Here is a 15,999-nt window from a genome sequence, read left to right as displayed (position 1 = left end):
ATACACATCAGAATTTAGGTTTCAGGCGCAATCGCAAATCCGGGCCAATCTGGCGAACGTCTGCGATATCAAATTCCGGTGCCTGAGACAGCTGCTCCAGTCCGGGCAAGAGGCACAGCGAACGGGCATTTTCACCCAGCAGTTTTGGCGCAAGATAAACGATAAGTTCGTCAACGACACATGCATTGAGCAGCGCACCAGCCAGACTGGCTCCGGCTTCGACCCAGACGGAGTTAATCTGACGTCTCCCCAGCACCATCATCAGCGCCACCAGATCAACGCCACCATTGTGCTGCGGTAGCATCACTTGTTCAACGCCCTGAGGCCACGCTTGTTCATCTGCCTGCACGCGAGCGAGCCAGGTTTCCCCCGGTTGGTTAACAATCCGATGCTGCGGCGTGACGCGCTGCTGACTGTCTACAATCACCCGCACGGGCTGTCTGAGGTCCGATTCTGAATAGCGTTTCTGGACATCGGCACCCAGCTCTGACCAGCGGACGGTGAGAGAAGGATCGTCAGCTAACACCGTCGCACTCGTGCTCAGAATCGCTGCGCTCTCAGCACGAAAGCGCTGCACATCCTGCCGCGCCTGCGGTGAGGTGATCCACTGGCTTTCTCCCGACGCCATCGCAGTACGCCCATCCAAAGATGCCGCCATTTTGAGCTGCACATAAGGAAAGCCTGTCCGCATGCGTTTCAGGAAGCCTACATTCACCTTTTCTGCTTCAGCCATCATCAAGCCATGGCTAACAGCAATCCCCGTTTGCTGTAAGCGATGCAAACCACGACCCGCCACCTGTGGATTCGGATCCTGCATCGCAGCAACCACGCGGGAAACACCAGCAGTAATCAATGCATCAGCGCAAGGCGGCGTTCGACCATGATGGCTACAGGGTTCCAACGTAACGTAGGCCGTCGCACCGCGTGCACGTTCCCCCGCCATTCTCAGCGCATGCACCTCTGCGTGGGGTTCACCGGCACGAAAATGATAGCCTTCACCCACAATTTTGCCATCATGAACAATCACGCAGCCAACATTGGGGTTGGGTGCTGTCGTGAAACAGCCACGGCGCGCCAGCTCTAACGCGCGCGCCATGTATAATTCATCCTGCGGCAAGTGGCCGTTTTCCTGAAAAACGCTCATTCCCGAACCTCTTATCTCTGTCGCGTTGACGCGACTTAATCCTGCAAACGCGCAATCTCTTCGCCAAATTCGCGGATATCTTCAAAACTGCGATACACCGATGCAAAGCGGATATAAGCCACTTTATCCAGCTTTCTCAACGCTTCCATCACCAGATTCCCTACCATCTTGGTGGTAACCTCGCGTTCTCCGGTCGCTCGAAGATGAGATTTAATGTGATTAAGCGCCATTTCGACGTCATCAGAACTGACTGGCCTTTTTTCCAGCGCTTTCAGCATACCGCTACGCAATTTATCCTCATTAAAAGGCTCGCGCACTTCATTGCTTTTGATGACTCGCGGCATCACCAGTTCAGCCACTTCAAACGTGGTGAAGCGTTCATGACAAACCAGACACTGCCGACGACGACGTACTTGCGAACCTTCGCCGACCAGACGGGAATCAATGACTTTGGTATCAACAGCGGAACAAAACGGGCAATGCATGATGTGTCCTGACCAGTAATCCTTAACGTAGCGACAGTTTACCCTGAATTAACGGACTAACCAAAACTCCTGATCCACGTTGCGAAGGGTTTCGCATCTCTTCCGGTAATAGGATGAAAAAAGCTGTCTCACCTATGACTTAGGCTTAATCGCAGCTAAACTCAGCAACAGGGATCAACGGATCAATGAATAAAACATCGAAAGGGGAACCACAGATATGAGAACCCGATATCGCGTACTGACCTTCCTGCCAGCGCTTCTTTTGCTCGCAGGGTGTGCTGAACAGCGCCAGATGCCCAAATTGCAGAATCAGATAGGTCAGCTCAATCAGCAATTACAAACGCTGACCGATCAGGCCACGGCATTAGAGCGACAAAATGCGTTGAATTCTCAGTCTACTTCCGGCGTTTATTTACTGCCTGCAGCGCAAACCAGCACCGTGCTGGAAAGCAGTATTGGCAGACTCAACGTATCGTTACGCAATATCGAGACTGAAGCTAACGGAACAAGCGCGTTGCTGCACATTCGCACGCTTGATGCGAAGGGGCTACCGGCCTTTGGCGCACAGCTTGACTGGGGGCGACTCGACCCTGTGAGCGGGAAACCTTTAACGGGCGACACGCAAACACAGTCGTTTGTCGTCTCCCCCACCCTATTACCAAAAGCCGAAGCGATTATTGAATTGCGCCTGAGCGGCCTGTCGCCGGAAGAACTCGGCTTTGTTCGTTTGCATCAGGTTCAGGAAATACAGAGTCCGCCACCCGTTGCCGCAACCGAGTCCCCTTGATATATCCGTCATACTTCAAGCTGCATGTACGTTGGCTTTCCTCGCTCACCCCAGTCACTTACTGATGTAAGCTCCTGGGGATTCACTGTGTCGCCGCCTGCATGCAACTCGAATTATTTAGGATATACGCGCATTTCCCAGCGCTAAGATGCAAAAAACCCCGCAATGCGGGGTTTTTTATTTTTACAGTCAGCAGATTAAGGCAGGATAGACGGTTGGTCTGCCCCTTCTTTTTCCACTTTCTGAACGATCAGGTGTTCACGCTTCATACCCAGTTTCAGCGCCAGAGCGGAAGAAACATAGATAGAAGAGATCGTACCGATGATCACACCGATAAACATCGTCAACGAGAAGCCATGCAACAATGCGCCACCGAAGACCATGAGGATCACAATCATCGCCAGCGTAGTCGCAGATGTGATGATGGTACGATGCAGCGTCTGCGTCAGAGAAATGTTGGTAATCTCGTAAGGTGTGCCACGACGAACCTTGCGGAAGTTCTCACGAATACGGTCAGATACCACGATCTTATCGTTAAGTGAATAACCAATTACCGACATCAGTGACGCAATGATCGTGAGGTCAATCTCAATAGAGAACAGAGACAGCAGCCCCATCGTGATGATCGTATCGTGCGCCAAAGCCAGTACGGCACTCATCGCCAGACGCCATTCAAAACGAAGACCGATATAAATGAGGATAGCAATCAGCGCAGACATCAGCGCCAATGCGCCCGCCTGTGCCAAATCGCTCCCCACGCTCGGCCCGACAAACTCAATACGTTTCACCGTTGCATGCTGCTGGAAAGTATCGTTCACCACCTTCAGCACTTTGTTGCCGAGCGCTTCGTTCTCGCTGCCAGAAACCGGTGGCATACGCACCATCACGTCACGGCTGCTACCGAAATTCTGCACCTGCGGCTCTGAAAACCCAGAGGTCTCCAATGAACTACGCAGGACATCAAGATCGATCGGTTTCTCAAGGCTAATCTCAATAACCGTACCACCGGTAAAGTCGAGCCCCCAGTTGAAACCACGCACACCCATAACCACGATAGAAGCGATGATCAGCAGACCGGAAATGGCAAATGCCAATGTGTCCCAGCGCATGAAATCATAGACTTTACGCCCATGATTGAGTTGTTCAATGTTGTATTCCTGTTCCTGTGCCACAACGCACTCCTAGATAGACAGCTTGTTGATACGTTTACCGCCGTAAAGCAGGTTAACGATGGCACGAGTACCGACGATCGCCGTAAACATTGAGGTCGCAATCCCAATCGCAGTCGTGATAGCAAACCCTTTGATAGAACCGGTACCAACCGCATACAGGATGATGACTTTAATCAACGTCGTGACGTTCGCATCAACAATCGAACTGAACGCACCTTTGTAGCCCTCATGAATGGCCTGTTGCACAGAGCGACCATTACTGAGTTCTTCTTTGATACGTTCGTTAATGAGTACGTTAGCATCGACTGCAACCGCCAGCGTAAGCACGATACCCGCGATACCCGGCATGGTCAGCGTTGCCCCTGGCAGCAGCGACATCACGCCGACAATCAACACCAGGTTAGCAACCAATGCACTGGTCGCGATGACACCAAACTTCTTGTAGAAGAAGACCATAAAGAGGATCGATGCGATCAAGCCCCACAAACAGGCTTCCAGCCCCTGAGTGATGTTTTGCATCCCCAGCGTTGGTCCAATCGTACGTTCTTCAACAATCTGGATCGGTGCAATCAGCGCACCCGCACGCAACAGCAGAGAAAGCTGACGTGCTTCGTTCGGGTTATCGATGCCGGTAATACGGAAGCTGTTACCCAGTCGCGACTGAATCGTCGCTACGTTGATCACTTCTTCGTGTTTTTCCAATATCGAACGGCCAGTCGCATCTTTCTTGCCGCTGTCTTTGTATTCCACAAAGAGCGTCGCCATCAGCTTACCGATACTGTCTTTGGTGAAGTTGGACATGGTGTTGCCACCCGCGCTGTCCAGAGAAATATTCACCTGAGGCTGGTTATATTCATCCGTACTCGATGTCGAATCGGTAATATGGTCGCCCGTCAGAATCACGCGTTTGAACAACACCACCGGTGAGCCGTCACGCATGTTCTTCACTTCAGAGTCGCCCGGCACGCGGCCGTTCGCCGCTGCGATCGCATCAGCATTACTGTTGACCAGACGGAATTCCAGCGTAGCGGTTGCACCAAGAATTTCTTTCGCGCGCGCCGTGTCCTGAATACCCGGTAACTCAACGACGATACGGTCAGCACCTTGACGTTGTACCAGTGGTTCAGCAACACCCAGTTGGTTCACACGGTTACGCAGGATATTGATGTTCTGCTGTACAGCGTATTCACGTGCTTCACGCAGACGTTCGTCAGACATCACTGCGCGTAGCAGGTTGCTTCCGCTGCCGCTGAGAACCAGGTTGCGGTGACGAGTCGTCAGATAATTGAGGCCGTCATCACGCGTTTGAGCATCACGGAAACGAATTTCGACGCCGTAATTATCAATCTTGCGCACGGAGGCATAAGGAATGTTCTTCTCACGCAGATCGCTGCGCAAAGAGTCCATGGTTTGTTCTTGCAGTTTACCCAGCGCCGTATCCATATCCACTTCCATCAGGAAGTGAACGCCGCCGCGCAGGTCAAGCCCCAATTTCATCGGTTCAGCGCCCAACAACCGCAGCCAGGTTGGCGTAGCAGGTGCCAGGTTAAGTGCGACGACGAACTTTTCACCCAGCTCATTCACGAGCGCTTCACGCGCACGGAGCTGAATATCAGGGTTAGAGAAGCGAGCCAGAATTGCACCATTTTCCAATGCAATCGACTTACTGGTAATGTTCTGTTCTTTTAAAACATTCTGGACTTGGATCAGCGTCGTTTCGCTGGCGGCGGTTCCCCGCGCGCCAGTAACTTGTACCGCCGGATCCTCACCATATAGGTTAGGAAGTGCGTAGAGCAGGCCGACGAACAACACCACGACCAGCATCAGGTACTTCCACAAAGGATAACGATTTAACACGGCAGTTCCCTTCGGGAAAATCGGAAATTACAGGGCCTTAATCGTGCCCTTCGGCAGCACGGCAGCCACGAAATCACGTTTGATAACCACTTCATTGGTCTCATTCAACGCAATCGCAATATAGCCAGTTTCGGACACTTTGGTTACGCGACCAACCAGACCACCGGTCGTTAAGACTTCATCGCCCTTGCCGATAGAATCCATTAACTTTTTGTGTTCCTTGGCGCGTTTTTGCTGAGGACGCAGGATCATAAAGTAGAAAATCAGACCAAAAACGGCCAGCATAATAACCAGAGAGTACGGGCTTCCCTGAGCCGGAGCGCCGGTTGCAGCTACAGCATCGGAGATGAAAAGACTCATGTAAATATCCTCTTTTTTGTCAAAAGATAAGCTATCAAAAAGATAAGTTATCAACCTTATAATCGTAAAAACGCTTCACAACAAAATACAATTCATAACAAAATACAATGCATAGCAAACGGACTATCAGCTGCTTGCGGCAACGTCTTTTTCAGCAAGCGGCGGAATCGGTTTGCCTATGCGTTGGTAAAAATCCACCACAAAGTGCTCTAATTTACCCTCTTCAATGGCCTGACGTAAACCTGCCATTAAACGCTGATAATAACGCAAGTTATGAATGGTATTGAGTCGTGCTCCGAGTATTTCGTTGCAACGGTCAAGATGATGCAAGTAGGCGCGGCTATAATTGCGACACGTGTAGCAATCACAGTGTTCATCCAGCGAGCTGACGTCATCTTTATGCTTCGCGTTACGGATTTTCACTACGCCATCAGTCACGAAGAGATGCCCGTTACGTGCGTTGCGCGTTGGCATCACGCAGTCAAACATATCGACACCGCGGCGGACACCTTCAACCAAGTCTTCTGGTTTACCAACGCCCATCAAATAGCGCGGTTTATCTTCTGGAATCTGCGGGCAAACGTGCTCCAGAATACGGTGCATATCTTCTTTTGGCTCACCGACAGCCAAACCGCCCACAGCGTACCCATCAAAGCCAATGTCTACCAGCCCTTTTACGGATACATCACGTAAATCTTCGTAAACACTTCCCTGAATAATACCGAACAGCGCATTTTTATTCTCCAGCTCATCAAAACGCTGGCGGCTGCGTTTTGCCCAGCGCAGTGACATCTCCATCGAGCGCTTGGCGTAATCCCAATCAGCAGGGTACGGCGTACACTCATCAAAGATCATGACGATGTCGGAACCGAGATCGTGCTGGATCTCCATCGATTTTTCCGGGCTCAGGAAAATCGAATCTCCGTTGATCGGGTTACGGAAATGCACGCCCTGTTCGGTAATCTTGCGAATATCGCCGAGGCTGAACACCTGAAAACCGCCGGAGTCCGTCAGAATCGGGCCGTGCCAGTTCATGAAATCGTGCAGATCGCCGTGCAGCTTCATGATTTCCTGACCGGGACGTAGCCACAGGTGGAATGTATTACCGAGCAAAATCTGTGCGCCAGTTTCTTTGACTTCTTCCGGCGTCATGCCTTTCACCGTGCCGTACGTCCCCACGGGCATAAAAGCCGGGGTTTCCACTACACCACGTTCAAAAATCAATCTACCGCGTCGCGCACGGCCGTCCGTTGTTTGTAATTCGTACTTCACTTAGCCTCCGGCATCAGAAAAACAGTCTGATGGTAATGATGTATTAGCGCCTGACAGAGCGTGGTCTGTGGCGTTCCTATTATGTGGAAAGCGGGTTTATCCCACGTTTTCCTGTTCGGCCATCGGGTTGTGCGTAATAAACATCGCATCACCGTAGCTGAAAAAACGATATTGCTCTGCCACCGCCTGACGGTAGGCAGACATCGTGTTCTGGTAACCGGCAAAGGCCGACACCAGCATGATTAACGTCGATTCGGGTAAATGGAAATTGGTCACCAGCGCATCGATAATGCGGTAGTGATAGCCCGGATAGATGAAAATTTTGGTATCGCCGAAGAACGGTTCGATCGCCGCATTCTGGCTAGCCTGTGCGGCACTTTCCAGTGAACGTACCGAGGTGGTGCCAACAGCGATCACGCGGTTTCCCCGCGCTTTGCACGCCAGCACAGCATCAACGACGTCCTGCGGCACTTCGGCATATTCGGCGTGCATGATGTGATCTTCAATCGTGTCGACGCGTACAGGCTGGAAAGTCCCCGCACCAACGTGCAGCGTAACGAACGCCATATCGATGCCCTTCTCGCGCAGTGCGGCCAACATCGGCTCATCAAAATGCAAGCCCGCTGTCGGTGCCGCTACGGCACCCGGACGCTGGCTATACACCGTCTGATAAAGCTCGCGGTCGGCGTCTTCATCAGGCCTGTCGATATAAGGCGGCAACGGCATGTGGCCGATATCATTCAGAATCGACAGGACATCGCGAGAATCATCGAAATGCAGCTCAAATAGCGCATCGTGTCGAGCGGCCATCGTAGCCTTGACGCTTTCGTCATCGCCCAGCAGCAGTTCCGTACCCGGTTTTGGCGCTTTTGACGCCCGAACGTGCGCCAATACACGATGGTCATCCAGCACGCGCTCTACCAGCACTTCCAGCTTGCCGCCGCTGGCTTTACGGCCAAACAAACGAGCGGGAATCACGCGCGTATTGTTGAACACCAGCAGATCGCCGGGATTCAGTTTATCCAGCAAATCGGTAAACACGCCGTGCGTCAGATTTCCTGTCGGCCCGTCCAGCGATAGCAGGCGACAACCACTGCGTTCCGCTTGTGGATAATGGGCAATCAATGATTCAGGAAGTTCAAACGAAAAATCGGTAACACGCATGGCAATTCACTTAGCTGTAATACATTAAAAATGGGCGGCCTAGTCTAGAGCCGCAAGCGCATGGCTGCAAGAAATAAGCACACGGCAGGCGTAATGCATCACAGTCAAATTCGGCGGCTTCCCACTTTGCCATGTAAGAGGGCGTGCACAATAAAAGAAGAAGCGGATATACTATTCCAATGAATTTTCTTGCTCACCTTCACCTGGCCACGCTGGCCGACAGTTCCCTATTAGGTAACCTGATGGCGGATTTCGTGCGCGGCAACCCGCAGGATAGCTACGCTGACGAGATCGTCGCGGGTATTCGTCTGCATCGTCGCGTTGATTCGCTAACCGACAGCCTGCCGGAAGTCAAACAGGCGCGTCAGTATTTCAGCGATGAATTCCGCCGCGTTTCGCCGATTACGCTAGATGTCCTGTGGGATCACTATCTTGCGCGTCACTGGCTACAGCTGGTGCCGGATACCCCCCTGCAAGCCTTTATCGACGATGCACAATCACAAATCGAGCCGCATCTGGCGCACACACCAGAACGCTTTCAGAACCTGAATCGCTATCTGTGGCCGGAACGCTGGATGACCCGTTACGCAGAGCTGCCGTTTATCGCCGATGTGCTGCACAGAATGTCGGTACGCCGTCCGAAACTGGCTGCGCTGTCCGGCTCTTTTCAGGATATCGAACAGCACTATCACCAATTTGAAATACTCTTCTGGCAGTTTTACCCACGGATGATGCAATTAGCGAAAGCGCAGCAGCTATAGATCGCGATTTTTACGTTTTTCTACGCGACGTATTGTCCTTTCCATCAAAAGGGTTAATCTAGCCTCTTGAAAGGAAATAGCGATGAGTTCAATAGACAGAAGCTATCTCATTGATTGGTCTCTTTGCCTGTATTCACTCAGGCAGAATCCCTATACTGATCGCTGTTTTTTATATCATCCGATCATTAACCGCTATCTACAGGAGTAATTATGGTCCTGGTAACTCGTCAAGCCCCAGACTTCACCGCAGCTGCCGTTTTAGGCAGTGGCGAAATCGTCGAAAATTTCAACCTGAAGAAGCACATCAACGGTAAAGCTGCCGTGATCTTCTTCTGGCCGATGGACTTCACCTTCGTTTGTCCGTCAGAGCTGATTGCTTTCGATCACCGCTATGCCGAGTTCAAGAAACGTGGCGTAGAAGTGGTTGGCGTGTCCTTCGACTCCGAGTTTGTTCACAACGCATGGCGTAAAACCCCTGTGGACAAAGGCGGCATCGGCGAAGTGCAATACGCGATGGTTGCTGACATTAAGCGCGAAATCCAGAAGGCCTACGGCATTGAGCACCCAGAAGCCGGTGTTGCACTGCGTGGTTCTTTCCTGATCGACAAAAACGGCGTAGTTCGTCACCAGGTGGTGAACGATCTGCCGCTGGGTCGTAACATCGATGAAATGCTGCGTACCGTTGATGCCCTGCAATTCCACGAAGAGCACGGCGAAGTGTGCCCGGCACAGTGGGAAAAAGGAAAATCCGGTATGGGCGCGTCACCAGACGGCGTAGCGAAATACCTGTCTGAAAACGCAGACAAGCTGTAATTCCTCATCCTGCCGACATGGCAATATGATGACCAAGCCAGTTGCTATGCAGCTGGCTTTTTCTTTGCTCGCAATTTATCTCTCTGCCCTTCTTCACCTCTCACCGCCTCTTCCCGGCGATATCTTAAATAATACAAAAGGTTGACTAGGGGCGCTAAATCCTTAGCCTTAAAGCCACATCGTGTTAATGCACGACAGATTCATTGGAATAAAAGGAGAACGCATGCAACAAAATCTCGCGCTGTGGCTGAGAGAAGCTGGAATAGAACACGCTAGCATCATTGCGTTACTGATTGTTCTTGGGCTGATATTGCTCATTTCTGCCGTCATCCACCTGATTTTTCATCAGGTTGTGCTGAAAAGAATGGTACTGCGCTCACTCAATAAGCCCGGAAAAACCGAGGGGCACGGGTGGAAACAGGCGCTGACGCAACACAACTTGTTTAACCGGCTGGCCTTCTTGCTCCAAGGGGTGATCCTGAATATTCAGGTCTTTGTGTGGCTTCCCTCACAGAGTGAAACCCGTGAAGCGCTCATCATCTGTTCCCAAGTGTGGATCATGGTTTTTGCGCTGCTGTCCCTGTTCTCGCTCCTCGATGTTCTGCTCAACGTTTCCGCCCGAACCAAAGTCGCCGCCCAATTGCCGCTACGCGGTATCTTCCAGAGCCTGAAACTGATTGCCACCATTGTTATCAGTATTATGGTGGTGTCACTGCTCATCGGGAAATCGCCGCTGATTCTGATTAGTGGGTTAGGCGCAATGGCCGCCGTCCTGATGTTGGTGTTCAAAGATCCAATTATGGGATTGGTCGCGGGCATCCAACTCTCCGCCAACGACATGTTAACGCTGGGAGACTGGCTCGAAATGCCGAAATACGGCGCTGACGGGGCCGTTATCGATATCGGACTGACAACGGTAAAAGTGAGAAATTGGGACAATACCGTCACCACCATTCCCACCTACGCGTTAGTATCGGATTCTTTTAAGAACTGGCGTTCGATGTCGGAATCAGGGGGACGACGCATCAAGCGTAGTATCAATATCGATACCACCAGCGTGCATTTTATGACGGAAGAGGAGCAGGCTCGATTGCTGCGCAGCAAGCTCCTGTCGCCTTATATTCAGAATAAGAAGAGTGAACTGGATCAGCACAACGCCCAGTCCGATTCCGACCTGACATCACCGCTGAACGGCCGTCGTCTGACGAATTTAGGCACGTTTCGCGCCTACCTTCAGGTATATCTACGCACCCATCCGGGCATTCATAAAGGGATGACGCTGATGGTGCGGCAGCTTGCGCCAACGTCAGAAGGGGTACCGCTGGAAATTTATGCGTTTACTAACACGACCGCCTGGGTCGATTACGAAAGCATTCAATCTGACATTTTCGACCATATCTTTGCGATCTTACCGGAATTCGATCTCCGCGTTCATCAAATACCAACCGGCCACGATATGCGGATCATGGCCCAGCAAATGACGGCTCCGAAAGCGTAATATTGGCTCAAAAAAAAGCGCTCCAATGAGAGCGCTTCTTCTGATATTAAGCGACTAGCTTAATTCTGTGCCGCTACCGCGTTCTGACGCTTCTTCTTCCAGACATAGCCCACCAAAAGCAGCAATATCCAGATGATGCCGACATACAGCGACACGCGCGTGTCCGGGAAGTAGCCAATCAAACCGATGATGAAGAACAGGAAGACGATACCGAACACGGAGGTCACGATACCACCGCGCAGTGGGAACGCCAGCGCCTTCACTTCATCCGGGCTCAGACGACGACGGAATGCGATCTGAGAAAACAGAATCATGATCCACACCCACACCGTTGCAAACGTTGCCAGTGAAGCAATCACCAGGAAAACTTTGCCGGGCATAATGTAGTTCAGATACACCGCAACCAGCAGCGCCATCATCATCACCACCACCGTGACCCACGGAATACCACGTTTGGAAATGCGGCTAAACACCTTCGGTGCATGCCCCTGTTCCGCCATCCCGTGCAGCATACGGCCGACGCCGAAGACATCGCTGTTAATCGCCGACAGCGACGCGGTAATCACGACAAAGTTCAGGATGCCTGCCGCCGCGGTAATCCCCATATGCTGGAACGTCAGCACGAACGGGCTCCCGTTGGTACCGACCTGATTCCACGGATAAATCGACATAATGACGAACAGCGTGCCAACATAGAACACCAGAATACGCCACGGCACAGAGTTAATCGCACGAGGGATAGACTTCTGCGGGTCTTTCGCCTCACCAGCCGTAATCCCGATAATCTCCACGCCGCCATACGCAAACATCACCAGTTGCAGCGAGAGAATCATCCCCATCACGCCGTTACTGAAGAACCCGCCATTGCTCCAGAGGTTGTGGATACCGGTAGGTTCGCCCCCGTTGCCAATCCCCCAGATGATGATGCCAATCCCAGCAGCGATCATGATGATAATCGTGGCCACTTTGAAGAAAGAGAGCCAAAACTCCAGTTCACCAAAAGCTTTTACATTCATCAGGTTAATGGCACCAATGATGAGTACCACGCTCAGAACCCACACCCAGTGCGGCACGGCAGGGAACCAGACGCCCATGTAGATGCCAAATGCAGTCACATCGGCAATGGCGACAATCAGCATCTCAAAGCAGTAAGTCCAGCCGGTGATATACCCCGCCAATGGCCCGAGATAATCCTGCGCATAGCGGGAAAAGGAGCTGGACTGCGGGTTATGCACCGACATTTCACCCAGTGCGCGCATGATGATATACGCGACAACCCCGCCGATCAGATAAGCCAGTAATACACTGGGGCCAGCCATTTGGATCGCACTCGCAGAACCATAAAACAGACCGGTTCCGATCGCCGAGCCCAGGGCGATAAAGCGGATATGCCGCGTGCTTAACCCACGCTTGAGCTTAGAGGATGGTTGTTCCATTGATAAGCAACCCTGTCTTATATAAAGAAAAACATTACAAAAAGAAAAACCACAGGCAAAGACCTGTGGTGCAGAAACCCAACGTTATGCTGGGGCAGTACGCTATCCCTACCGCCCCAGTACAATCAGGCATTAACGATATTATTGGTGTACCGTAACTTCCTGACGACCACAAAGTCTGTCGTAAATCACCGCAACCAATAAAATCAGCAGTGACGGTGGCAGCCAGGCCAACCCTTGCTCGCTCAGCGGCAAGTTGAGGCTCCACTCTGGCAACAGCGTTTTGAAGGCCGACGATTTTATACCATCAATCATGCCAAATAACAGACTGACTAACATAACGGGAGCCACAATACGTGAAGCGCTATTCCACCAACGCAGCGTAAAGCTCAATAAAACCAGAATGATACACGGTGGATAAATCGCCGTCAGTACAGGAATGGAAAGCTGAATCAGATGGCTCAGGCCCAGATTAGACACCACCATTGAGAACGTTCCCAGCACAAACACCAGCGTGCGGTAAGACAACGGCAGGTATTGTGCAAAGAACTCAGCACAGGCACAGGTTAGCCCCACCGCCGTCACCAGACACGCGATGAAGATTAACAACGCCAGGAAACTGCTTCCCATGTTACCGAACGTGTGCTGCACATAGGCATGGAGAATCTCTGCTCCATTCTGCGCCTGCGGCACCAGTTCACCACTGACAGAACCGAGCTGGAACAGGCTCAGATAGACCAGTGTAAGACCGATACCCGCAATTAACCCAGCCCATACGGTGTAACGCGTCAGCAGCGCTGAGCTTGTCACCCCGCGTGAGCGCGCCGCATTCACGATCACGATGCCAAAGACCATTGCACCTAGCGTATCCATCGTCAGATAGCCGTTGACGAAACCATTGGAGAACGGAAGTTGCTCATACGTTTCTGTCGCCGGGATAGGTGAACCGGCAGGCCACAGCACCGCAGCAATACCCAGTACCGCCAGAGCAATAATCTTTAACGGCGCCAGCACGTGGCCGACCGTATCCAGCAGTTTGCCCGGATACAGGGAAATCGCGATCACAATGGCAAAATAAATCAGGCTATAAATCAGCAGCGGAGAAGCTCCGTTGCCGACTAAAGGAGCCAGGCCAACCTCAAACGACACGGTTGCCGTGCGCGGCGTTGCGAACAGTGGCCCAACAGCCAGATAGCACACGGTCGCCAGAACCACACCGGCCTTTTTACCAATCGGCGAGCTCAGCGCATCAACGCCACCGCCAACACGGGCAAGCGCGACCACGGTCAACACCGGTAGACCCACCGCCGTTAGCAGAAAGCCGAGCGCTGCGGTCCAAACGTGCTCTCCTGCCTGCAATCCCACCATCGGCGGGAAAATAATATTTCCTGCCCCCACGAACAAAGCAAAGGTCATAAAACCTAATGCCACGATATCTTTGGAAGTTAAACGATGACTCATAGTTATGTCGTGTTGCCTGTATCAAATCGATAAAAAGAAAACGGTGTCGTTTATCGCCGCCAGAAACCATTCGCAAACGGGTAACCCGAAGAATGAGCAAACGCTCTGACGACGCGAAAGATGGCGGTCATATACTCTAAATAATTCGAGTTTCAGGAAGGCGGCAAGCGAAGCAATCCCGATGAGCTTACTCAGGTAAGTGATTCGGGTGGCTGAACGCGGCCAACGCACATGCAACTTGAAATATGACGAGTATAGAGGAGTTATTTTTTGCACAGCCATATTGGGTGCTAAGTAAAACGTTTATAGCGTAAAAAGACAAGCAGAGATCCAAAAACCAGAGCATCAAGCCTAACTATGCCAAAAAATAAGAATATAAATTGGTTTATCCTGATTTGCATAACACATGATTTGCGCATTTATCGATATTTCATTGCAATAAAACTGACAAAAACCGGTATAAAATGCGTTGTTCGATCATAAAAAAAACATATTTCACAAAAACGTCGCAGGTAGAAGGCAGGATAGCGGCCACAAAAAAGGCCGGATCGTATGATCCAGCCTCTGTATATCTGTTGCAGAGATAGTGCTATCTCATCGGTATCACCACACGCGATTGGCGATATCCACGACAAGTTTCAGCTTATTCCACTGCTGCTCTTCTGTCAGACTGTTGCCCTCTTCCGTTGAAGCAAAGCCACACTGCGGGCTCAAGCAAATTTGGTTGAGATTGACATATTTTGCCGCTTCCGCGATGCGCGCCTGCACGACTTCAGCCTCTTCCAGTTCACCGTTCTTCGTGGTGATCAATCCCAGCACCACCTGCTGATGGCCTGGCTTCACAAAACGCAGCGGCTCAAACCCACCCGCTCTCTCGGTATCATATTCCAGGAAGAACGCATCAACATTTACTTCACCGAACAGAATTTCTGCCACAGGCTCGTACCCGCCTTCAGAAATCCAGGTCGAGCGGAAATTGCCGCGACAGACGTGTAAGCCGATAACCAAATCCGCAGGCTTATCGGCCAGCGCTTTGTTCAGCACGTCAGCATAGGTCCGCGCCAGCTGTGCCGGATCTTCACCACGTTCACGAATCTGGCGTTTTTGATCATCAGAGCACAGGTAGGCCCACACGGTGTCATCCAGTTGCAGAAAGCGGCAGCCTGCATCATAAAATGCGTGAATCGCATCGCGCCAGGTTTGCGCTAGATCGTCGAAGTAGTCAGCCAGATCGGGATAAACCGTCGCATCAATCGCTTTTCGTCCACCACGGAAATGCATCACGCTAGGGCTGGGAATCGTCATTTTCGCGACCGCATCGCCAGAAATGTTGTTCAGGTAGCGGAAATGATCGAGCATCGGATGCTGGGGATTGAAACTCACTTTATCCACGACGCGAATCGCATGGGATTTGGTCTGAATACCGTTGAATTGAATACCGTGATCGGCTTCGTAGCGCTCCACGCCGTGCAAATCGGCAAAGAAGTCGAAGTGCCACCAGGCACGACGCAGCTCACCATCTGTCACAACCTGCAAGCCCGCTTCACGCTGCTTTTCTACCACGCGCAGAATCTCACGATCTTCAATGTTACGCAGCGCAGCAGCATCAATCTCGCCTGCCTGATGCTGAAGACGTGCTTCCTTAATCGCTGCCGGACGCAAGAAACTGCCAACGGTATCGGCACGGAAAGGGGATAAGGTGTTCGCCATATGTCGCTCCTGACATGTTGCCAGCACTGATCTTCAGGAAAGAAGCGTACTGACAGATAGTTTCAATATGAAATATTTG

General features: G+C 51.6%; 14 protein-coding genes. 4 read left to right on the top strand and 10 right to left on the bottom strand.

The window, feature by feature from the left end; translation table 11 throughout:
* Positions 1 to 7 precede the first annotated feature (7 nt).
* A complete protein-coding gene (ribD, locus tag BUB06_RS08510) occupies positions 8 to 1,144 on the bottom strand; it encodes a bifunctional diaminohydroxyphosphoribosylaminopyrimidine deaminase/5-amino-6-(5-phosphoribosylamino)uracil reductase RibD (protein ID WP_039472351.1) in 1,137 nt (378 codons plus the stop codon).
* A gap of 35 nt (positions 1,145 to 1,179) precedes the next feature.
* Positions 1,180 to 1,629, bottom strand: a complete 450-nt coding sequence (nrdR, locus tag BUB06_RS08505) for a transcriptional regulator NrdR (protein WP_010282042.1) — start codon at positions 1,627 to 1,629, stop codon at positions 1,180 to 1,182.
* 217 nt (positions 1,630 to 1,846) lie between these two features.
* On the opposite strand from nrdR, the gene BUB06_RS08500 reads away from it, so the two are divergent.
* Positions 1,847 to 2,416 carry a SadB/YajI family lipoprotein gene (locus BUB06_RS08500; protein ID WP_010299067.1) on the top strand — a complete coding sequence of 190 codons (570 nt, stop codon included), beginning with the start codon at positions 1,847 to 1,849 and terminating at the stop codon, positions 2,414 to 2,416.
* Positions 2,417 to 2,613: 197 nt separating this feature from the next.
* Here the strand turns inward: BUB06_RS08500 and secF are convergent, their stop codons facing one another.
* From secF to queA, 5 genes are all read right to left on the bottom strand, one after another.
* Positions 2,614 to 3,525 carry a protein translocase subunit SecF gene (gene secF / locus BUB06_RS08495; protein ID WP_048329214.1) on the bottom strand — a complete coding sequence of 304 codons (912 nt, stop codon included), beginning with the start codon at positions 3,523 to 3,525 and terminating at the stop codon, positions 2,614 to 2,616.
* A 72-nt stretch (positions 3,526 to 3,597) separates the two neighbouring features.
* Positions 3,598 to 5,445, bottom strand: coding sequence for a protein translocase subunit SecD (gene secD, locus BUB06_RS08490; RefSeq protein WP_072013000.1), 1,848 nt, complete (start codon positions 5,443 to 5,445; stop codon positions 3,598 to 3,600).
* A gap of 27 nt (positions 5,446 to 5,472) precedes the next feature.
* A complete protein-coding gene (gene yajC / locus BUB06_RS08485) occupies positions 5,473 to 5,805 on the bottom strand; it encodes a preprotein translocase subunit YajC (protein ID WP_010282033.1) in 333 nt (110 codons plus the stop codon).
* A gap of 126 nt (positions 5,806 to 5,931) precedes the next feature.
* Positions 5,932 to 7,077, bottom strand: coding sequence for a tRNA guanosine(34) transglycosylase Tgt (gene tgt / locus BUB06_RS08480; protein ID WP_010299058.1), 1,146 nt, complete (start codon positions 7,075 to 7,077; stop codon positions 5,932 to 5,934).
* A gap of 96 nt (positions 7,078 to 7,173) precedes the next feature.
* A complete protein-coding gene (gene queA, locus BUB06_RS08475; protein ID WP_039472346.1) occupies positions 7,174 to 8,241 on the bottom strand; it encodes a tRNA preQ1(34) S-adenosylmethionine ribosyltransferase-isomerase QueA in 1,068 nt (355 codons plus the stop codon).
* Positions 8,242 to 8,420: 179 nt separating this feature from the next.
* Between queA and BUB06_RS08470 the strand changes: the two genes are divergently transcribed.
* The 3 genes from BUB06_RS08470 (at position 8,421) to BUB06_RS08460 (ending at position 11,313) form a co-directional block, all read left to right on the top strand.
* The gene (locus BUB06_RS08470) at positions 8,421 to 9,002 is read left to right on the top strand and encodes an acyl carrier protein phosphodiesterase (RefSeq protein ID WP_039472344.1); all 582 of its coding nucleotides are present in this window, start codon (positions 8,421 to 8,423) and stop codon (positions 9,000 to 9,002) included.
* A gap of 210 nt (positions 9,003 to 9,212) precedes the next feature.
* Positions 9,213 to 9,815 carry a peroxiredoxin C gene (locus BUB06_RS08465; RefSeq protein WP_010299049.1) on the top strand — a complete coding sequence of 201 codons (603 nt, stop codon included), beginning with the start codon at positions 9,213 to 9,215 and terminating at the stop codon, positions 9,813 to 9,815.
* A gap of 223 nt (positions 9,816 to 10,038) precedes the next feature.
* The gene (locus BUB06_RS08460; protein WP_039472342.1) at positions 10,039 to 11,313 is read left to right on the top strand and encodes a mechanosensitive ion channel family protein; all 1,275 of its coding nucleotides are present in this window, start codon (positions 10,039 to 10,041) and stop codon (positions 11,311 to 11,313) included.
* Positions 11,314 to 11,372: 59 nt separating this feature from the next.
* Here the strand turns inward: BUB06_RS08460 and proY are convergent, their stop codons facing one another.
* From proY to BUB06_RS08440, 3 genes are all read right to left on the bottom strand, one after another.
* Positions 11,373 to 12,749, bottom strand: coding sequence for a proline-specific permease ProY (gene proY, locus BUB06_RS08455; RefSeq protein ID WP_010299043.1), 1,377 nt, complete (start codon positions 12,747 to 12,749; stop codon positions 11,373 to 11,375).
* A 141-nt stretch (positions 12,750 to 12,890) separates the two neighbouring features.
* Complete coding sequence (brnQ, locus tag BUB06_RS08450; protein WP_010299040.1) at positions 12,891 to 14,210, bottom strand: branched-chain amino acid transport system II carrier protein; 1,320 nt, start codon at positions 14,208 to 14,210, stop codon at positions 12,891 to 12,893.
* 603 nt (positions 14,211 to 14,813) lie between these two features.
* On the bottom strand, positions 14,814 to 15,920 hold the full coding sequence (locus BUB06_RS08440; RefSeq protein WP_039472340.1) for a cobalamin-independent methionine synthase II family protein: 1,107 nt from the start codon (positions 15,918 to 15,920) through the stop codon (positions 14,814 to 14,816).
* Between the last annotated feature and the right edge of the window lie 79 nt (positions 15,921 to 15,999).

Source organism: Pectobacterium carotovorum (assembly GCF_900129615.1).
Lineage (GTDB): Bacteria > Pseudomonadota > Gammaproteobacteria > Enterobacterales > Enterobacteriaceae > Pectobacterium > Pectobacterium carotovorum.
The sequence above is the reverse complement of the archived record's forward strand: the minus strand, read 5'-3'. Positions and strand labels throughout refer to the sequence as shown.